Genomic DNA, 19,774 nt, shown 5'->3' with positions numbered 1-19,774 from the left:
CTATTTTTGGGGCTGATGAATTCATTCGGTACCTATCACATAACTGACTTTCACAAAGGGCACGATCAGTTCTTCGACCGACACCCCGCCGTGGACCACCACCTGGTCGCCCTCCGGCACAAAGGCGGTTCGTCCGCCTGCGAACAGGGGCATGAAGTTCGCGGGAAGGCCTGCGACGTCAAGCCTGACCGTGCTGGGATAGGCCGCTGCGGAGTCGGCCAGCAATGGCTCACTCCGATACACCCGCACGCGCTCACCGCGCGTCTCGGCAATGACGCCCTGGTTCGGCCTGCCGACGCCGGTGGACTCTACGTTGCCATGGTCCGCCGTGAGATAGATGTGGTATCCCCTGTCCAGCAGCAGCGAGAACAGCCGGTCGACGAAACCAGTCGTCAACCAGTTCCCGATCCACATCGCCACGTCCTTCTTCGACCGCTCCTTGTGGAGCCGATCGTCCACCTCATCGATGACCAGGCCCACCACCTTCGGGCGCCGATCGTTCAAGTCCGCCTCAAGCACGTCCAGTTGATCAATCTGACGCAGCGCACGTCGATACATCACCTCATTCGAATTGACGCCTTCGTTCTGCCAGAACGTCTTCCACAAGGATTCCTCCTTGTCCGTTCGGTCGATGGAGTCGTCGAACTCTCGCGGTTTCAACCCAGAAAACAGCGCCTGGCGCGACACCGATGTCACGGTCGGCAGCCATGCGAACGCGGTTCCCTCATCGAACGCGAAACGTTTGGTGGTGGCGATCAGGCGCTCGCGGATCTGCACCCACTGGTCGAAGGCCAGTCCGTCGAAGACCAGCAGAGCCACCTTCGTTTCCCCTGCGGATCGCCGATGGCGCAAGAAGCGCGGCACGTGGTGCACCATCACCGGGCCCTTGGTCACCGGCTGCAGGATCAGGTCGGCGTAGTGCTTGGCTGCGACCCAGGCTTGCAGATGCTCGTCCGATTGCGCTTGCAAGGTCTTAATCTGCTCCCGAATCACCGGCAAGTGTTCGCTGGCTTCCGTGCCGGGCAGACCATGCGCGCGGGCCAGGATCTCACCGTAGCGCTTGGCGAACTCGCTCCAGTCCTTGTGCGAAGACGCTGCCGTTGGGATCGTCTCGATCAGGCCATCAATGCCTTTGAGCACCAAGGCCTGCAATGCCGCTGGGTCCTGGACAATCCCCGCCTTGATCCAACTCGGCATCCCCGCCGGGACGCTGTGCACCGCCAGCGGATGCAAGCTGCCGTCGAGGAACATGGAATCGACCAGCACCTGCACATCGGAGTGGTCGAACGGAATCTCGATCTTGGCGACGTAGTCTGGCGGCGGCGGTTCGCCCGTGCGCGTGCCATCCAGCCCCAGTGTCGTCAGGTAGCGATACCAGGCATCCTGCACCACGCGCAGCAGCGCACTCTTGGATGCCAACCATGTGGCGACGGGCAGATCCGTGAACAGCCCCTTGCCTTGAATGATGCCTGCCGCGTGCTGGGCAAACAGGGGTGGCAACGAGCGGTTGGCAAAGTGCATCCGCAGCAGCTCGCGCCAGAAGTCCACTGGGTTGCGAATAGATCGCGGCGTCAGTTGGTAGACGTGCTCGAGAATGAAGTCCTTGGACTCGTTCTCGCCGCGCGCATTCTGCAATTCCGTCTGGTGTGCATGAAACAGCCCGGCAAGATGCTCCGGCTCGACTTGCTGTACCGCGCTGTATGCCAGCCTGGGGAAAAGCTCCGCAAGGCTCAATCGAACCACACGCCCGTGGTGCACGATGTCCCACGGCAGCGCATTCGCGTCGGCGCTGCGCAGATGCAGAACCAGCGAAGGCGCTGGCCCCGCCTCACCGCGATCCCAGGCTGCGCGATAGCGTTCCTCGTATTCCGCCCGAAAGGCGAACGGGTCTTCGTACAGCATGACCTCGAAGCCCCGGCTGCGCAGTTCGGACAACAGCTTTTCGTCCAGCAGCACATCATCCGGGTCGCACGCCACCCACAGCCGGGTGAGATCGGCCGTGAAGTGGCTGAGAATACGTTCTGACCACTGGCTCATCCCACCTGTCCTCCGGGCATCACATCGCCGGAGACGCGCACCATCATCACGGCATTCAAATCCGGCAGGCTGGCCTCCATGTCGTCCAGGGCGGCCATGCGTGCATCGTGTTCTTGTTGCAGCCGCTTGCGCCGGTGCTCACGCACGGCGGGCAGGCCAATTCGGCCGATGGCCTGACCTCGGGCCTCGAACGCATACAGCGCACGTTCGCGCTCTTCTTTCAGCCGGGCGCTGTGTTCGGTCAGCAGCTCCGTGAAGATCCGTTCACCCTGGGTGCTGGCAGCGGAATGCGATGCCTCGAACCACCTCACCGACTCCTCGGCGCCGGTCACGGCATGCACGTCTACGGTTTCAGTGAGCAGCAGATCCCAGACGCGTTTCGCGGTCGGTACGAAGGGGCGACCTTCTTCGTTGATGAACACTGGAAGGAAGCGCTTCCGGCTCAGGCCTTCGGCCGCCAGACTGATCTCCCACAGCGACCAGATGCCGCGAACCGAATCCGGCAGACCGGTCACGCGGATCACCGGTAGCGGCTGCCCGGCGACAAAGCGTGGCAGCTCGCTGATCACAGCGCGTGCGCGCGGGTCTTCCATCGTGACCCATTCCAACTCCGGGTTCTCATCCGCCGTGCGGGCGTCAAAACAGGCCTGTGCCGACTCGCTGCCGTCCGCCCACTTCACCCGCCATGCCTTGCCAACTTTTGCTGCCGAGCCACCGCGCGCAGCCAACCCGCTGGTGATGGCGCGCTCCAGCCAGAACTGCGCCGGGTGGTCGCGCCACTTGCGGGCATCGTCGGCGTCCAGATCGTGTTCGGTGGTGAGCAGATCGCTGTTCTTCTTCGACTCCGCCAGGGTGGATCGCAACTGCGACACCACCGCGTCGCACTCCTGTTCGATGGCATCCGGGTTCTGCAGACCGTGCACGAACAGCTCGTCGAAGATCGGGTCGGCCTCGACCGAGTCCATCACGTCGGCCGCCTTGTCGACGCCAAACTCCTGCGCGATGACCTCGAGCTTTTCCTCCAGCACCTGGCGCACGCGGTGTTCCACGGTGTCTTCAAGCACGAAATTGATGGCGCGGACCACGTGCTTCTGTCCGATACGGTCTACGCGGCCAATGCGCTGTTCGATCCGCATGGGGTTCCACGGCATGTCGAAGTTGACGATGACATGGCAAAACTGCAGGTTCAGACCTTCACCACCGGCATCCGTCGATATCAGCACGCGCACATCCTTGGAGAACGCCTGCTGCGCACGGGTGCGGGTTTCCAGATCCATGCTGCCGTTGAGCGTCGTCACCGAGAAGCCACGGCTTTCCAGGTAGTCGGCCAGCATCGCTTGCGTGGGCACGAACTCGGTGAAGATCAGCACCTTCAACGCCGGGTCGCCTTCCTCCTGCTGCAGCTTGTAGATCAGCTCCAGCAGCGCCTCAGCCTTGGCATCGGTACCAGCGGCCTCGGTTTCCCGCGCCAGTTCCAGCAGCATCTCGACTTCGGACTTCTCCAATTCCCAGCCACTGGACTGCATCGCCAGATCCACCTGGGACTGGCCATCGAGGTCGGCCCACTCGTCCTGGCTGGTGTTCTCAAAGAGATTCGCTTGGGGCTGTGGCGCATCAAGCATGGCCTGGCGCTTCTCCAGCGTGGTGCGGATGGCCGCCGTGCTAGACGTCACCAGCCGCTGCATCAGAATCATCAAAAAGCCGATGTGGCGCTGCTTGGCCGCCATGGCCTGGTTGTAGCCGTGGCGCACATAGTCGGTCACCGCTTCGTACAGGCGCTGCTGCGACCCGTGCCGCGCTTGCCATGCCACGGCCTGCAGCCGGGTAACACGCGGCTTGAACAGCGGCTGGCCTTCGGCATTAATGGATACGCGCTTTTCGGTGCGGATCACGAATGGGCTCACCCGGTCGCGGCTGACGCTGCTCTCGTCCGGGAAAGCTTCGCGGTCCAGCAACTGCATTAGCCGCATGAACTGGTCAGTCTTGCCCTGGTGCGGCGTGGCTGACAGCAGCAAGAGATAGGGCGACGCCTCCGCCAGCGCCGCGCCCAGCTTGTAGCGGGCCACCTGCTCGGTGCTGCCGCCCATGCGGTGGGCTTCGTCGATGATGACCAGATCCCACGACGCTGAGATCAGGTCCTCAAAGCGCTCGCGGTTGTAGGTGTTGAGTTGCTCCAGGCTCCAGCCACGCCGACTTTCCATGGGCTTCACCGAATCCAGCGAGCAGATCACCTGGTCGTGCATGCGCCACAGGTTTTCTTCCTCGCCCGCACCGCCGCTGCGCCACTGCCGGAAGGCCGCCAGCTCGGACGGCTCAATAAACTGAAACGTCTCACCAAAGTGCAGGCGCATTTCGGCCTGCCACTGGCGCACCAGTCCCTTGGGCGCCACCACCAGGATGCGCTTCACGCGGCCACGCAACTTCAATTCACGCAGCACCAAGCCGGCCTCGATGGTCTTGCCGAGACCCACCTCATCGGCCAGCAGGTAACGGATGCGGTCGCGGCTGACCGCGCGGTTCAACGCATAGAGCTGATGCGGCAGCGGCACCACGCTGGACTGGATCGGCGCCAGCAGCAGGTTGTCCTCCAGCGCATCCAGCAACTTGGCGGCCGCCGTGGTGTGGAGGATCTGCTCCACGCTCGGGCGCACGCTTTCCAGCGAGGCCAGATCCACCGCCCGAGCGCGCACCACCGCGTCCTTGGCGGGCAACCACACGCGGTAGGCCACCTCGCCCCACACATCTTGCCGCTCGATCACCCGGCACGGCGATGCCTGCCGGGTGAACCAGCACCAATCGCCAGTGGTGAAGTCGGTTCCGCTACTCACTGCCCACCCACCTCGCGTTCGATCTGCTCAATGCTGGGCAGATTTTGGCCCCAGGGAAATTGTCCAACAGGCTGTTGGACAATTTCGGCATCCGGCCAAGCCTCGGCAAACGCTCCCACATACATCAGGTTGGCGCGCGAAAACCCCTTCATTTCCGGGAAGGCCAGCATCCGCCGCACTTCCGGGGTGACTTGGTCCCGACTTGATCCCAACTTGGTCCCAGCTGGCTCCCTGGCCTGTGCATCCGCCTGGTTCAACGCCAAGTTCGCCCCCAAGGTTTGGCGACAGCGCTGCATGGCTGGGGTCATCAGATACCGCCCTCACTGCGCGTCAGCGCCATGTCGTACAGGGTGAGCAGCTTTTCATCCTCTTGCAGCGTGGCGTCCGGCAGCTTGTCGGCCACGCGCAGGATGGTGGCGTAGTCCTTGGCCGCCCATGCTGCGCGGAAACCGGCGCGCAGCACTTCCAGGCGCGATTCCTTGATCTTGCGGCCAGTAAAGGTTTTGTACTGCTCGAACTCCTTGAGCAGCGCCTTCTCGCGCTTTTTCTCCAGGTCTTGCGCCTTGTTCGGGTCGGGCACATACCAGCGATCTTGCGCCTTGGCGATCAGGCGCGGATCGTTTTTCTCCAGTCCGCGCAGGTCGTGGTAATTGGTAGAGAGGTAGCGGTGAATCTGGCTGGGCACCTCACCCGCGCCATCAAAGCGCAGGAAGTTGGCTTCCAGCAGCGCAGAGAGTTCCGGGCGGGTTTCGTGCTTCTTCCAGCCCGCGCCCAGTTGCTTGATGAACTCCGGGTGGATGTCCTGATAGATGGAAGGCCGCGCCTTCAGATAGTCCGCCGCCCAGTCAATCGCGCTGCGCTCATCCGAGACGAACATTTCCATCTGCGGCGCTTGCGCGGTCTGGGCGCGCTTCTTGTCGTATTCGGCCACTTGCTCGGCCAGAAAGACCATACCGTCGCGGTCAGGGAAGCGGGCGCGCAGGCCGTCCTGAAACTCCTGACTGGAAAGCGGTACGGGCGCACTGTGCCGCACGAACCACGCCACCATCCGGTCGAACAGGATGCGCGGGTCGCGTTCGGCGACGAACTCCAGTTCGCCACCCCTGACCTTCACGACAGGGAGCTGCTTCAAGTGGGTCTGCACAAAGTCCCATGCTGATTCCGGCGTTGCGCCACGCTCCGCGAACCGCTCCTCCAGCCCGCCGTTGGGTTTGTAGGCGGAAATCACCAAATCCTGCTTGACGGCGACGGCGGTTGTCACTGCCTTGAAGCTGCCTTGCTGCTTGTCGAGCGCAGATACGTTGGCAACGACAAAGCCCGCTTCCTGCATCGCCGTTTGCAAACCGTTCCACACCGCCGCCTGCGTGTTGGAAAACACCACCGTCATCCAGCGACCGGGTTTGAGTACGCGGAAGTATTCCTTGAAGCAATCCGCCATCAGCCTGCGGTAGTCATCCACGGACTTCTGCGCCGCGCGGTTTTCTTTGGCGCGATCAACGATGGCATCCAGCTTGGCTTGCGTCATCACGCCGTGCCAAGCCTCGACCAGAAAATTCAACTCGGCATAGGGGATGTTTTCACCAAAAGGCGGATCGGTAAAAACATAGTCGATGCAACCATCTGGTAGCGGCAAACGTGCTGCCGTACCTGTGTTCAAAGCCGCATTACCAAGCTCAACTTTGAACTCTGAAAATGCTTTTACAAGCCGTTCAAATTTTCCTGATAAGTTATACCAAGGGGTACATTCAGAGTGCTGTGCACCAACATAATAAACACCCGTCAATTGTCGATTGACTTGTGAGCCACCAGGTCGTCCTTGTTGTATTGGTTGATAGCGATTCAATACCGATAGGCCAGTAATCGCCTGCTCAACCATAAAGATCAAAAATGCACGAATCCGCGCATCAGTATTCGCCAATGCTTTTTCCCACAGCTTACCCATCGCCTGCGCAGCGCGCGGCAGAAACATGTGGTGCGTGTGAGTGATGCCCTTGTCACGCATACGCGGGGCTTCCCACATATCCGCAAATGGAAACGGGACTATGGGCACGACACTGGGTAATGGCAAGGCATCAATTTTTTGTAGCAAGGCCAAGTCCGCCACATCCGGCTTTTTCTCATATCTGGTTTTTCCTATGCGATATGAAATCAGGCTGGGCACGCGCTTAGAGGCTTGCAGCGTATTGCCCGTGACACTGTCCAGCTTAGTGACGTAGAGCCGCTCCAGCTTTTTCTTGGTCAATCCGGCATTGCAGTGCGGGCACGGAAACTCATCTTTGACGCGCTTGGATTCCTCATCCAAGGCTTCATCCAAAAAATTCACTTCCCCCGCACATTCCGGGCAACTGAATACTTCGCTCCACACCGTGTATTCGATGCGCCCCTTCGTCTTGCCATCGCTGTGCAGCGTTTCGTACATCCAGCCGATGTCCTGCTCAACCTCCTTGAGCAATTGCTTGCCCGCCTTGGCGAAGGCATCCACATTGAAGGGAATGTTGTAGTTCGCGCCGATGAAGGTGGCGGCGGGCGACAGGTCATTGAGCACCGCGCGGCGCGCGCCCCACTTGGGCGCGGCGCGGCCTTCCTTCTTCCACGCCTGTTCCAGTTCAAACCGATAACTGGCCGGAGCCGTGCCGCACCACTGCGCCGCCACGCCGGTCATGCCCGAACCGGAAAAACCATCCAGCACCACATCGCCCGGCTGGGTGTAGTGCAGGATGGACGGCACGATGGCCAAGTGTGGCACTTTGGTGTGGTAGCTGTGCGCCTTGTAGATGGCATCGGTCTTGCCCACGCTCACATCAATCGCCAGCGGCTCGCGGCTGTACTTCACCGCCGGGTCGTAGGGCGTGCCGCAATGCGCCACAAACTCCGCCAGCCACGGATTCGGGCAGGCGGTGTAATACGGCGGATCGGACATGGCGAGAATCGCTTCGTCGGTACCCTGCGGGAAGCCTTCCTGCTTGCGAAATGCCGGGTCTTTCAACTTCTCGGCCAGCAGCGCAAGAAAATGCGCGCGGCGCGCGTCGTCGCTGGGGAACGTCTGGCCGAGGCATTCAACGGGACTGGAGTCTTTTGAGACGCGCCCAAGGTTCAGTTGTTCGTCCATCATCAAGCCCTGTTCTGTCTGCGCATGTTTTCCACCGCTTTCGCAAAATCAGGCGTACCTGGAGCTTCACTCCATTTATCCCAGAACTCGATAGTGGCGCTGATCGGCCGTTCTTGTGGCGCTTGAATCTTGATTCGGCTGGGTAGAAGTACCGCGTCACCTACAACCAATGCTTCTCCCATATCCAGCACGGGGAGTGTATCCATTAGCCCTTCTAGGCTTTCCGGCATCAAGCGTTTGACAGTATTTTGATCATCACCATTGGTCAGACGCAGAGCGATGACGTTATTGCACTGACTTAGTATCGTTGTGCTTACATCTGCTGGCCTTTGGCTGATGACGAGGAGTGCAACACCGTACTTGCGCCCTTCTTTGGCAATTTTTTCGAAATTCTCAATCGCACGTTGCTCGACGGGATTTTTTCCGTCTTTCTTTGGCAGGTAGAGGTGTGCTTCATCACAAACCAATGCCAATGGACGACGCTTGTCACGATCCATCCAGAACTGGACTTGATAGATGATGCGCGCAACCAAACCAACGATCACGGGCAGGATATCTGCTGGCACGTCGGAAAAATCGATGACTTTAATCTGTGACTTGTCTTCCGAGTAGTCCATGAGCCGCTTGACTAGGCTAGCCATGGCGTCATAAGCATGTTCAGAGGTAGGTGCCTGAAACAGAAAGCCGTAGCGTTTATCGCTGACCTTGCTATTCAGACGCAGCAGCAAGCGACTGAACTGTCCAAAAAATGGACCTTGCTTGTCTTTGTTGTTTGCGCCAGGAACCATTTCTTCGTTGAGCCGCCTCAACTCAGAGATGACGCAATGGACGTCAAATGGAACGGGGCTGTCCAACGTAAAGGCATTGAGCACATCGGTCTTGCCCTGAGACTCAAGGGTTTTCTTTTTCTCGGCTACAACAGTGTCCTGAAAAGCCATTACCTGGTTGTGAGCACTGAATTCACTTCGATCAATGAACATGGCTTGCAACTCCTCAGTGTTGAGAAGCCAATAAGGCAAGAAGAGCAACGCTGGATCCGATTTTCCGAGTTCTTCCGGCCCAGGGATGCGTAGGTGTCTGGCATAGCTCAGCTCACGGTACTCGCCGTGCAAATCAAAAACGATCAGACTTGATGAAGGGAGCTTAGATGCTTGTTCGAGAATGGCGGCAACAGTCCAGGATTTTCCAGAGCCGGTGCTGCCTAGCAGAGCTGCATGACGCTGAAACAGCTTGTTCCCATCCAGGTAGGCCTTTGCAGATTCATCAATGGTGTAGCGACCAATCTCAAGTGAATGCTCAGTCTTTCCCTCTTTGGAAAGCAGGTTCATGAATGTCTGCAACTGCGCGTCACGGAGGATGAAGCACCCTGCATCGATCTCTGGCACCTGAACCAGAGATCGTGAGAATTTTGGGCTATTCTCGTGCGTCAGTCCGACAGTGCCGACCAATGTCAGTTGAACCGTGTTGTGAACGCTTTCGCGCAGCAGATTCAGTTCGGCGGCATCGGGAAAATCCTCTTCCTGCTGAACAGGAATGTCTTCGAGAACAGGCGTCTTTACCACCCGTTCTATGATGCCAATCAACCATTCCTCTACGGCACCAGGCAGTGCGAGCGCAACAAGCTGCCCAACACGCGCCTTCCTCAAATCCTCATCACTATTGACTTGGATGTTGATTTTGCGCGTATCGACCAAACGAACTTTTCCAAGCGAATAGGATGTGTCGAAGGTAAAAATAGACATAATCAGCTCCCAAATATTCTGTCTGTAAAGTCGCGCACATCCCAAAGGCTTTGGCCTTTCAGTTCCAGCCAACCGGAATAGCGCTTGTTGAAGATTTTCGTTCCGTCTTCGCCGTCCAGCTTGCAGAACAACCAAAGATTTTCCGATTGGTCGAGCAACGACTCGATTCTCGGATTGCAGTCCCTTGTTACGATCAGGCCGGGGCTTGACTGTGTGACGAGCTTGCGCTTGACATACTCTTCCAAGTGGCTGTCATTGAAGCCGTACCCGAGAAAAAGAAAGTGCGTCGCACTGTCCACCGCACCATCCGCGTATTGCAGCAGTTCGCGCCTATAGCGTTGAAGCGCCTGATACTTCGACAGACCCGGAGTAATCATGACGCGCTCGGCGAACTCCGGTGGATTCCACATCCAGGCGTTGTTTTCAACGATGGCGTTGCGGTGGAGAAAATAGTTCAGCGAACCATGTACCTTGTATAAACGAGCATGTTTCTTGGGTCGGTATACGGTTTTTATCTTGTTGCCTTGACGTATCTTGCATGGTTCGAGTAATGCACGCTCCACGGCCGTCCAGTCTTCCTTGCGTTCAATTCCACCAAACAACCCATTCGTATAGGGCAATCCTGAAAAATCGCAGGCATACTCGAACAAAAGATCGTAGTTCGGCGTTAATACATGCAATACGCCATCACTCTCCGGAAGCGTTTCGATCAAACGAGAGAGAAGACGACTGGCCGGCCACTCTGTCGAACCTTGGGCAATCGAATAGGCGAAACGCCTATCCAGGCAGGAGACGAATGCTCCCGTAATCTCTGTCACTATCCTCAACAGGTTGTGGTCACTGACAGCGTTCAGGGAACTCTCAAGATCGCCGCCTTGCTCAAGGGCGCTGACTACGCTTTGCCATTCAGATGCTTGAGTCGCAGTCAGTGTTCTTTCCTGCATTTTCTCAACCAACTCATCTCGAAGTGCAGGCATGCCGAAGCTTGTATCCATAGCACATGACATTCCTGTCCCGAAGAACACGAATGGCTTTCCGCGGAAAAAATCCCGGATCGCTGTAATCGCTATTTCTTCTGTTAGCAGCGGAAGAGACATTTTCTTTATTCCGTCCTGCTCGAAGCCTGCTGTTGTTCGTGCAGCAGCTTGAGCTGCACGCCCGCGTCGGTGAGCATGTAGCGCTGTGGCGAACGCATCTTGTCGGGGATGGTCAGGCGTATTAGATTCACGGAGCCGCCGTCCTGTCTAATCCAAAAAACAATTCAACGCTTTGAATACCTTCTCAAAGCGATCCAAGGTTCCAGTAACTGGCTGACCTTCTCCATCAAGAATCTGAGGGTTTCTCATCAGGTAATCGGCGGGGACATAATGGCCGAAGTCCAGTGTGTTAGCAGGTAGTGTTCGGCAAAGCGCCTCCACCTGCTTGACGATGCGGCATGTACTCTGATCGGCGGCTGCGGCTTTCTCCGCCGTGATTTCACCTTCCTTGAGCCCTAGCGCTTCGTTGACCAAAGCGCAGTAGAAAGTGCTATCGAATAAATCTTCGACATCGCTTTCAGATTTTTCCGTGAAATCAGATGCCGTCAACACTCTCTCAGATTTCAAAATTTGGCTTTGCCGAAGTCTCTCAACTTTACTCTTATCGCCTTTACCATAGTCACACAGCACGGCGATATTAAGGTTATTGCCTCGGAAGAGTGACGAGAAAGACCACACCTTATCCAGGCCGCCGGTAGGGCAAATGGTCCAGCGCTCATCCAAGCCAGATCTTCCTCTGGCTTGCAATGCTCTCGATACCACTTGCAAATAAACCACATCGGATGGACCCTCGACCAATAGACAGTTTTGGCCAACAAATAGGGACTGAGTGATTTCGTAACCGAGGTGGGCTTGCAACGGGAAAAGTGTGTCCTTGTCAACGGAAAGGACGTCAGCGGAGACCTTCGTCCCTTTTACTATCGGACGGCGTGGATCGCGGTAGTCGACAACGTCTTCGACAACACGGACATCCTCCAGGCGCTGGGCTGGCACCATGAATGGCGAGTGCGTGGTGTAGATAACCTGGTGCTCGGGCAGAATCCGCTCTTCGATATACCGCAGAAGGTCGGATTGAGCTTTGCCATGAAGCGTCAGGCCCGGCTCATCAAGAAGTATGATGGCCTTGCCGGCAGACTTCTTGAGCTGCTTGAATTGTGCCAAAAAGGAAAAGAACCAAACAAAACCCGCGCTTCGTTCAGACAAAGGCACCGTCACGCGATGATGCTTGTTTTCTATGCGGATTTTTGCGATTTTTCCGTTGTTGAACGGATGAGGATCATTGGGTCTCCCTTCGTTAATTTCAATTTTGATGGCCAAGGCATCGTTCTGGCTCCAGAATTCAAAAATTTCATCAGTGATATCGTTTGATGCGCCTTCGCACTGGGCTACCAGTTCTTCGTGCTTTGCAGCATCACGGAGTTCTTCTATGGTCGTACCCGCATACTCTAGAAAGTCGAGAAATATCTTGTCTCCAGAGCTGATCTTCCCACTTTTCTTGTCCGCAGCAAGTTGATTCAGGGATATTTCCCCTGACATCCGTTCAAAGTGAGAAGTATAGAAAAAAGTCGGCTTTTGCTTGTTGAGAAGATCAATAGCAGCAAGCACCGGATTTCCGTCACGGAATTTCTCAATGGCTTGCATGAATGCAGTCTGTGCTTCTGACCGCTCGGTCAGAGCTTTAAGTGCTGCCAAGGCATCCTTTATTGTCTTGGCCTGCTTGATGTCACCTTTTTCTTTGGCATTCAGACCGTGGCGCGCCTGAAGCTTGCGAATGCACTCCTCTTCGTTAAGCGGAATGCTCCAGGCATTTTCGCGACCGATATAACTGGTGATGATCACTTCGGTTTTTTCTAGAACATCTGCTCCTAGAAAATCTTCCAGTGCTTCGATGTCATCAACCTCCAGTTGCCACCAGCTTTTGGCAACCGGGGATTCCCCATTGGGATGACGCTCCTGGAATTTGCTTAAATATCGGCGTGGGTAGTCCCGCGTCTTGTCGTATGCATAATCACCATCAGAAGGGGCAATACCTTGGATGGCATGCAATATCGCGGTCTTTCCCGCCTCATTCTTTCCGACAAGGCATGTCAGATCGCCGATCTGGAATTCGCCGCTGTCTTCAACAGATCGAAAATTGATAGCTTGGATTTTTATTAGCTTCATTTCTGTTGCCCTCTATACATAGTCCTGACTTGCCTTCACTCCACAACAAACCGCAGCTTGCTGGCATCTTTGCCTTTGCTACGGTCGCTGATCAGTGCATCAAAGCGCTTGCGCAGGTCGTCCGGCGTGGCGGGTGAGCCACCTTGCAACAGCGCCTGCTTGATCTCGTCGCTCTTGACTTCGATCTTCTCCAATCCCGACAGCGCCTCTTGCACGGCGTTGGTGAACTCTTGGGTCAATGGGGTCGGCAGCGTGCGTGAGGCCAGGAAGGCGTCGATCAGCTTTTTGCTGGCGGCGGGCAACAGGCCCAGGCTCTCCTGGGTGAACGGGTCTTCCAAGTTTTCCAGAAGGGTTTGCTGCCAGTTGGCCAGCAATTCGTCCAGGTCATCGTCCAGCTTGTGCAGGCGGTTGGCGGCGGGCAGCAGCTCCAGTTGCTCGGCAGCCGGGCGGAACTGGCAGTGCGGGCAGACGGCGGCCGTGACCAGGGTCGGCTCATCCAGCGATGAGCAGCTTTTGAGGCCATTGAGGGATTCCTCGAAGGCGGTGAGCTGGCTGGTGGGCATCAGCGACACGCCGGCCAGTACGCGCAGTGCCAGCAGGCGGTCGTCCTTGCGCAAGGCGTTGCGGGTCTTGTCCTCGGCCACGCCGAGGCGCGCCTTGCTGTGGCTGGCGATGTAGGCGGTGATGTAGTCCTTCTTGAGCTGGGCCAGCATCTGCCGGCCATTACCCAGGATCAGGGCGGCGTGCTCGGCGCTGCGGTCCTGGCTGATCTTCTCGAAGATGGCCTTGCGGGCCGTCTCGGCCTGTTTCAGCCACGGGTGCTCGGCGGGCAACACCATCTCGGCCTGCGAGAGGTAGGACGCCGTGCTGCCCAGCTCCGCCACCAGTTCGAGCAGACGCTCGACGGCGGCCAGGATTTCCAGATTCTTTTTCTGGCCGTCCAGGTCTTCCTCGGTGACGCGCAGGTTCTTGAGTTTGCCGACGGTGTTGTAGGGTGTCAGCGACTCGGTGAACTTCTTCAGCGAATCGAGCCGGGTGTACCAGTCCTTGGCTTCTTCCTCACGCAGCAGGTTCTGGCCCCAGAAACCGAGCTTGCCTTGCTGCAGGTCGGAGCCGGCCTTGAGCACGCGCGGCACCAGGGCGCTGACTTTCTCCTGCAGCTTGATGACCGGTTCAATGTCGCCCTGGCTGGCCCTCTGCGCCAGACCAGACGGCAGGTCGAACAACTCGAACAAGGCGCGCAACACCGCGAGGTTGATCTCCTTGGGCGCCTCGATGTGCTTGAACTGCTTGAGCTCTTCCAGCGAACGCTCTGCGAGCTGCACCAGCTTGCCGGAGTCGATCTTGTCGCCGGTGATCGACAGCACGATGTCGCCGGAGTAGACGAGGCAGCCCAGCACGGTGACCAACAGGTCGGGTTCCAGCCGGTACTTGATCGGCGCGAAATACTCGGCGTCAGAGGTACCCGACAGCAGTTCGCTGCGGTTGAGCACCTGGCCGTGGCCCTTGGCCTTGAGGCGGTTGATCACCTCTTGCGCGTAGCGGGAGTTGGCCGGGTCGACGCGGTCGCCATCGAGCAGTTCCAGTGCATCGAGGATGGCTGCGGCATCCTTGGTGCGGGTGCCGCCCGCCAAGGCACGCAGTGCATTGCCCACCAGTTGCTTGCGGTTGGCTTCGGTAACCAGCACCGAGAAGGTGGGGTACTCGGGCGAGATATCGGCAAAGCGCTGGCCGAGTGCCAGGCCGGAGACGATGTTCACCACGTCGCGGAAGTTGATGCGCTCGTCGGGGCCCATTCGGGCGCGGTCACGCAGGGAGACGCCCTTGGACCAATCCTGTAGCGTCTTGGTCTTGCCTTGGTAGGTGACCTCGAACGCGGTCATCTGTTTTTCTTGCAGCCACTTGCTCATGGACCGCAGCGAGTCCTGCGCCTTGGACAGGTAGATGGCCTTGGCGCCGCCGCTGGCGGTGGACGCCAGATCCAGTGCCGCTGCATATTGCGACAGGTAGCGCTTGTAGTCCTCGTCTGGCGACTTGAGGCGGAAGAACACCTCGTCTGCGAGGTTGTTGTCGCTGAACTTCGGCTTGTCGAAGGGCTGGATGAAGTAGATGTAGAAGTCGCGCTCGGGCTGGGCGGTGGGCCGGTCATTGGGCGCACCGAAGAACAGGTAGCCCATGCGCTCGACGCGGCGCTCCTGCCACTCGATTTGGTACTGCCAGATCTGGAAGCCGGGGTAACGCAGGTCGTCGCTGCATTCCATCAGCGCCTTAATGGCGCTGTAGTAGGCGCGGTCCAGTGCGTCGTCGGACAGGGCTTCGGCGCGTTTTTCGATCTGCGCGTCGTAGTCGATGTCTTTCTTGAGGTCAAGGTAGTACTGCTCGGTATCAGGAGCCTTGGAGATGAACTGGCCGTTGACGGTCTTCAGCACTTCCCGCATCACGGTCTGCACCATCGACAGCAGGTTCTCGGCCGGGTCGCCGGGCATGTCCTCCACGCCTGGCTGGAACAGACACAGGGCGTCACGCAGCTCGGCAGCCGTGGGGCCGATGGGCACATGGATGTCGCCGCCCGTGGTCAGACGGTGCACGGCTAGGGCGTTGATGACGCGCAGCGCCATGGCTTTGTAGGCCGGGCGCGTGAAGGCCTGCTGTACGCGCGACTCCAGCACTTCGGAGACGCGCATCACTTCTTTGATGTTCGGGTCGGCACGCAAGACCGAGTTGGCCTTGATGGTGTTCCAGAAACTCTCATAGCTGATGAGCAGCGGCTTGTCGGCGGGCACTGCCTGGTCGAGGATGGCCAGCATGGCGGCCTCGATGGTCTTGAGCGCGCCGCGCTTCTCGGTGAAGTGGATTTGCTCGAAGGTCTTCAGGTAGTCCGGGTGAACCGGGAACAGCCGGACGTATTCGTCCATGCGCTCGTTCATGGAGCCATAGAACTTGGCGAACGGCGTGAGGTATTCGCGGATCTTGTTTTGCTGGTCGGCCGTCTTTTTGAGCAGGCGCGCAGAGACGACGAAGCTGACGTCCTGGCGGTCGATCAGGATCTGGGTGAAGCGCTCGTTGACCCGTCGCATGCTGTCGGCGACGTGCTGGAAGCGCACGCTGTCGAAGATGGCCTCCTGTACACCGGCGACGAAGCGGAACTTCAGGTGCTTGGTGACCTCGCCGATCTGCCGCAGGATGGCCAAGTCGCGAATCAGTTCGTTGTCCTTGCGCGATTGCAGGTATTCCAGGAACTCATCGACCACCAGCAGCAGGCCATGGTCTGGGTAGACCTCATGGAAGGCGGCCATCATTTCTTCAAGAGACTCTTTGTTGTTGAGTTCCTGATCTGCCGGCGGGAAGCTGTAGCTGACGCCCAGTTTGTCGAGGAAGCGCTCAAGCTGCTGGGTGATGACCTGGCGCAGCGGCATTTCCAGACCGCCCACCTCGATGCGAAGAACCTTGAATTTTCCGGCGATGGAGGCAACCGCCTCGGCGACTTTCGGGTGGCGGATCATCGGTGCGTAGGCGGCGTCTTCAGCCACCAGCGACAGCACCGACATCAAGTGCGATTTACCGGTGCCGTAGTTGCCGACGATCAGCACGCCCTTGTGATCGACATTCGTTTTCTTTTTTGTGCCACCCTTTGGGTCGTCGATTTCTTCAACAATCTCTTCAAACCCAAGTTGCGGGATCATTAACTTGATAATCCGCTCGGCCATGTCGTCGGAGATGACATAGGTCGCGACGAGCTTCTTGGCCTCGTCCGCGCGCCCGGCATCAAGCAGCTGAATGACTGATTCGATCTGCTCGAACTGGATCAAATCTCCGTATTTCATGTTCTTGACCATATAATTCTCGCTTCCCGCCCTCTATAAATTCACTAGATCAAATTTCGAGTACGACCACGCCGTCACGGCTGTAGTCACGATGTTCTGGATGGCTCATGTCGGCGTACACCAAGCGGTCACCGCGCAGCTCGCCAGGCCAGACGGCCACGACGCGCTTGGAATGAGCCAGCCGCCTGACGAGGTCAAGCGGGTTGATCTGCAGGCTGGGCTCGAACAGCAACTCGAGGTTGTCGAGCAGCAGCGGGTCTTCAGTTCGTTCCCTGAATTGTTCAAGTTGCGCGACCTCCCGCAGCAGTTCGCCTGCCGAGAAACCGCGCTTGTTGTTCGGCGTGGCGGCCAAACGGCGCCCCAGCTCCAGGCCGACGTTGAGCGGCTCGATGTTGAGCTTGGCGCTGAGTTGGCGCAGCAGTTGGGTCTTGCCACTGCGGCTGGGACCGACCAGCAGGATCAACTTGCTGTTGAGGTCACCGATTTCGCCGATGAGTCGTTCGAGTTTTGCGAGCATGCTCATTCCCTCAGTCCGACTCGGCTTCGAGCCGCTGTTGATCAGGGGAGCGGTAGCCCGGCGCCAGCACGGCATTGCGCACACCGTAGATGGCCAGATGATCCTTCAGCCACAACCGGTACTCGTGCCCGCGCAAGCTGTGGTCAGGGGAGCAGTCCACGCTCCATTGGCGAAGGATGTAACCGGCAGTGGCAGCGCGCAGCTTCATCCGCAGCACGCCGTCCAGCATGCCGTAATCCATCTCGGTGATCTCAGGCCGGGGCTGGTCCGGGTGCGGCACCAACTCGAGCTCGACGATCCGTGTCCACTGAATGTCTTGATCGCTCATCTCATGAGCTGCAACTGGCCGCCCCTTGAGCACCACCGGGTGCTTGATCCGGGTGATGACGAAATCCCGGAACTCCTGCGACTTCCGGTCGAAGGCGCGGACGTGCCAACGGAGGCCGTTGTCGATCAGCGCGAACGGGACGACCTCCCGCACGGTGCGGCCACTGGAGATGGAGTGGTACTCGATCCCCAGCGGGCATTCGTAGTGGATGGCACGGGTCACGCTCGCCAGGATGCCCAGGTCAGGGTGGGTGAGCCGGGACGGGCTCTCGCTGGCCACCCAGGCTTTGATGTGCCTCGGTTCACCATCGCCAAAACCCTGCGTCAGCCACGACAACACCCGCCCGGGCGGGAAATCGAAGATCGGCTGGAAGCTCGGGCCGAGGACGTAGAACTTGCCTTTACCGTCGTAGTCGATATTGCCTGGAGCCAAGTCCTTGTACAGCGCCAGGTCCCTGGACGCAGCAGCGGACTGGATACCAAAGCGCGCGACCAAGTCCTGTCGACGCATCTCCCCAATGAAGCGCACGCGCAACTCCACGAACGCGAGCCGGTCGCGCTGTGGCTGGGTTAGATCGGCAAGCTGTTGATGGGGCATTCTGGTTGGCTCGTTCGGGTTAGCGAATGCTTATGCAGATTTCTGCCGAAAGTATATGGTCTGTGTAGAAAGACGTCTAGAAATCTAAGTTGATTTGCTAATGTGCTGCATTATGATAACCATTTTCGAGGCGTAAATGCAGTGATCTGGCATGGACGAGTAGGTGATGAGTCCATCGGATCGCACCAGAAACGCCGTGGAATAGCGTGCATCCAGCAGGCTCCTGCGGACGAAAACTGGTGCGAATAGATCCTTGATAGGGAACAGGAGCACGGCCCATGGAACTGCGACACCTTCGCTGCTTTGTGGCTCTCGCAGAGGAGCTGCACTTCACACGGGCCGCCGAGCGCCTTCATATCGAACAGCCACCATTGTCCCGCGCCATCAAGGAGCTTGAGGACGACTTGGGCGCGGTGCTCTTCGTGCGCAACCGCCGAGGTACGGTGCTTACCGAGGCGGGCGCGACTTTCCTGCAAGACGTGCGCAGGGTGTTCGCCGCGCTGAAGCAGGCTCAGGAGAACGTCCAGGCGGTCGCCTCGGGCCTGAGCGGAAGCCTTCGCATTGCAGTGTCCGACGGCGCCATCGATCCCCGGCTGTCAGCCCTCCTGGCCCGTTGCCGCGAGGAAGAGCCGGAGATCGAGATTCGTCTGTCCGAAGTGCCGTTGGCCGAGCAGTTGCGCGGGCTACGCTCGGGCGACTTCTCGATCGGGTTCGCGCACACGGCGGAGGTTGGCGATGACATCGTGACCGAGCCGCTCTGGCACGACTCGCTGGTGGTCGCCGTACCTGCCCGGCACCCTTTGCTTTCACACAAGGCCGTTCCGCTGCACCAGCTTGCGAGCTACCCACTGGTCTTATGCGACCCGCAGACATGCGAAGGCTGCTACCGCGAACTGACGCGGCTGCTGCGGCCGTTGGAGCGTGAGCCCGACGTTGTCGAGCATGTGTCCTCGCTGGATATGATGCTCACCCTGGTCGGTGCTGGCTACGGCGTTGGCTTCATCACGGCAACCAGGGTCGCGGCGAGCCCGCGCCCCGATGTGGTGATCCGCCCCCTGGCTATGGATTCCGCGATCATCACGACCTACTTGCTGCGACCTACCAGCGAGAGCATGCCGGTATCGGTGGAGCGGTTCATTGCGCGCCTGCGCGAGCACTCGGGCGATTGATGCGGCGGCACGAGCTGTAACTGAAGTTCGCGGCTGTTTATGGCGAGTCTTGCGGCTCACTGCCAGAGTTGAGGTTTTTTTCAGTCGCCGCCATCAACTCGCTGGCGCTGATCCCGAGCGCGGCGGCAATTTTCAGTATCAGGGGAAGCGTCGGCACATGCTCCCCGCGTTCGATCTTGCCCATGTGTGAACGCGATATTCCAGCCTGAAATGCAAAGTCGTCTTGAGCGACGCCGTGCGCGACGCGGGCCGCGCGCACGGCCCGCCCGAAAGCTAATGCTGGTTCGGATTCATAGGTGGGTGTTCCAGGTGGACGACCTGGCTGAATAGTAAGCTTCTGCATCGGCAGAAGCGTCAAACAATCCTCTTAAATTAACCACGTTAAACATATAGACGTTAAAGTTCTCTCTTTACTATGATGCT

Annotated in this window: 13 protein-coding genes; 1 reads left to right on the top strand and 12 read right to left on the bottom strand. The window is 58.4% G+C overall.

All coding sequences use genetic code 11. The annotated features are described in order from the left end of the window. Positions 1-21: 21 nt before the first annotated feature. The 11 genes from pglZ to QMY55_RS12425 are packed head-to-tail and all read right to left on the bottom strand — an operon-like array spanning position 22 to position 18,182. Positions 22-2,037, bottom strand: coding sequence for a BREX-3 system phosphatase PglZ (pglZ, locus tag QMY55_RS12475; RefSeq protein ID WP_125277459.1), 2,016 nt, complete (start codon positions 2,035-2,037; stop codon positions 22-24). Then, on the bottom strand, positions 2,034-4,865 hold the full coding sequence (locus QMY55_RS12470) for a DEAD/DEAH box helicase (RefSeq protein ID WP_125277460.1): 2,832 nt from the start codon (positions 4,863-4,865) through the stop codon (positions 2,034-2,036). The genes pglZ and QMY55_RS12470 overlap by 4 nt, the downstream gene beginning before the upstream one ends. Next, complete coding sequence (locus QMY55_RS12465; RefSeq protein ID WP_283484582.1) at positions 4,862-5,161, bottom strand: DUF1016 N-terminal domain-containing protein; 300 nt, start codon at positions 5,159-5,161, stop codon at positions 4,862-4,864. The genes QMY55_RS12470 and QMY55_RS12465 overlap by 4 nt, the downstream gene beginning before the upstream one ends. Before the next feature lie 11 nt (positions 5,162-5,172). Beyond that, the gene (locus tag QMY55_RS12460) at positions 5,173-7,977 is read right to left on the bottom strand and encodes a DNA methyltransferase (RefSeq protein WP_208393565.1); all 2,805 of its coding nucleotides are present in this window, start codon (positions 7,975-7,977) and stop codon (positions 5,173-5,175) included. Continuing rightward, entirely contained in the window at positions 7,977-9,716 is a 1,740-nt protein-coding gene (locus QMY55_RS12455) for an ATP-binding protein (protein ID WP_125277462.1), read from the bottom strand. Before QMY55_RS12455 ends, QMY55_RS12460 begins: the two co-directional genes overlap by 1 nt. A 2-nt stretch (positions 9,717-9,718) precedes the next feature. Further along, positions 9,719-10,813 carry an SIR2 family protein gene (locus QMY55_RS12450; protein WP_125277463.1) on the bottom strand — a complete coding sequence of 365 codons (1,095 nt, stop codon included), beginning with the start codon at positions 10,811-10,813 and terminating at the stop codon, positions 9,719-9,721. Positions 10,814-10,818: 5 nt separating this feature from the next. Continuing rightward, positions 10,819-10,944 carry a hypothetical protein gene (locus QMY55_RS12445; RefSeq protein ID WP_257504185.1) on the bottom strand — a complete coding sequence of 42 codons (126 nt, stop codon included), beginning with the start codon at positions 10,942-10,944 and terminating at the stop codon, positions 10,819-10,821. A 16-nt stretch (positions 10,945-10,960) separates the two neighbouring features. Continuing rightward, the gene (locus QMY55_RS12440; protein WP_125277464.1) at positions 10,961-12,916 is read right to left on the bottom strand and encodes an AAA family ATPase; all 1,956 of its coding nucleotides are present in this window, start codon (positions 12,914-12,916) and stop codon (positions 10,961-10,963) included. 35 nt (positions 12,917-12,951) lie between these two features. Then, the gene (locus tag QMY55_RS12435) at positions 12,952-16,740 is read right to left on the bottom strand and encodes a DUF6079 family protein (RefSeq protein WP_125277465.1); all 3,789 of its coding nucleotides are present in this window, start codon (positions 16,738-16,740) and stop codon (positions 12,952-12,954) included. Positions 16,741-16,789: 49 nt separating this feature from the next. Further along, positions 16,790-17,263, bottom strand: a complete 474-nt coding sequence (gene brxF / locus QMY55_RS12430; protein ID WP_125277466.1) for a BREX-3 system P-loop-containing protein BrxF — start codon at positions 17,261-17,263, stop codon at positions 16,790-16,792. Between the two features lie 4 nt (positions 17,264-17,267). Continuing rightward, complete coding sequence (locus QMY55_RS12425; RefSeq protein WP_125277467.1) at positions 17,268-18,182, bottom strand: WYL domain-containing transcriptional regulator; 915 nt, start codon at positions 18,180-18,182, stop codon at positions 17,268-17,270. 278 nt (positions 18,183-18,460) lie between these two features. Between QMY55_RS12425 and QMY55_RS12420 the strand changes: the two genes are divergently transcribed. After that, positions 18,461-19,351, top strand: coding sequence for a LysR family transcriptional regulator (locus QMY55_RS12420; RefSeq protein WP_125277468.1), 891 nt, complete (start codon positions 18,461-18,463; stop codon positions 19,349-19,351). 37 nt (positions 19,352-19,388) lie between these two features. Here QMY55_RS12420 and QMY55_RS12415 read toward each other — a convergent pair whose 3' ends face one another. Next, complete coding sequence (locus QMY55_RS12415) at positions 19,389-19,694, bottom strand: helix-turn-helix domain-containing protein (RefSeq protein ID WP_071037998.1); 306 nt, start codon at positions 19,692-19,694, stop codon at positions 19,389-19,391. Positions 19,695-19,774 lie beyond the last annotated feature (80 nt).

The sequence above is a fragment of the Comamonas resistens genome (assembly GCF_030064165.1).
GTDB classification, from domain to species: Bacteria; Pseudomonadota; Gammaproteobacteria; order Burkholderiales; family Burkholderiaceae_C; genus Comamonas; species Comamonas resistens.
The sequence above is the reverse complement of the archived record's forward strand: the minus strand, read 5'-3'. Positions and strand labels throughout refer to the sequence as shown.

Excerpts from the sequence above, each read along its gene's own strand:
- QMY55_RS12455 (WP_125277462.1), bottom strand. The coding sequence starts at position 9,716 with ATGTCTATTTTTACCTTCGACACATCCTATTCGCTTGGAAAAGTTCGT.
- QMY55_RS12420 (WP_125277468.1), top strand. The coding sequence starts at position 18,461 with ATGGAACTGCGACACCTTCGCTGCTTTGTGGCTCTCGCAGAGGAGCTG.
- pglZ (WP_125277459.1), bottom strand. The coding sequence starts at position 2,037 with ATGAGCCAGTGGTCAGAACGTATTCTCAGCCACTTCACGGCCGATCTC.
- QMY55_RS12435 (WP_125277465.1), bottom strand. The coding sequence starts at position 16,740 with ATGAAATACGGAGATTTGATCCAGTTCGAGCAGATCGAATCAGTCATT.
- QMY55_RS12415 (WP_071037998.1), bottom strand. The coding sequence starts at position 19,694 with ATGCAGAAGCTTACTATTCAGCCAGGTCGTCCACCTGGAACACCCACC.
- brxF (WP_125277466.1), bottom strand. The coding sequence starts at position 17,263 with ATGAGCATGCTCGCAAAACTCGAACGACTCATCGGCGAAATCGGTGAC.
- QMY55_RS12460 (WP_208393565.1), bottom strand. The coding sequence starts at position 7,977 with ATGATGGACGAACAACTGAACCTTGGGCGCGTCTCAAAAGACTCCAGT.
- QMY55_RS12440 (WP_125277464.1), bottom strand. The coding sequence starts at position 12,916 with ATGAAGCTAATAAAAATCCAAGCTATCAATTTTCGATCTGTTGAAGAC.
- QMY55_RS12450 (WP_125277463.1), bottom strand. The coding sequence starts at position 10,813 with ATGTCTCTTCCGCTGCTAACAGAAGAAATAGCGATTACAGCGATCCGG.
- QMY55_RS12425 (WP_125277467.1), bottom strand. The coding sequence starts at position 18,182 with ATGCCCCATCAACAGCTTGCCGATCTAACCCAGCCACAGCGCGACCGG.
- QMY55_RS12465 (WP_283484582.1), bottom strand. The coding sequence starts at position 5,161 with ATGCAGCGCTGTCGCCAAACCTTGGGGGCGAACTTGGCGTTGAACCAG.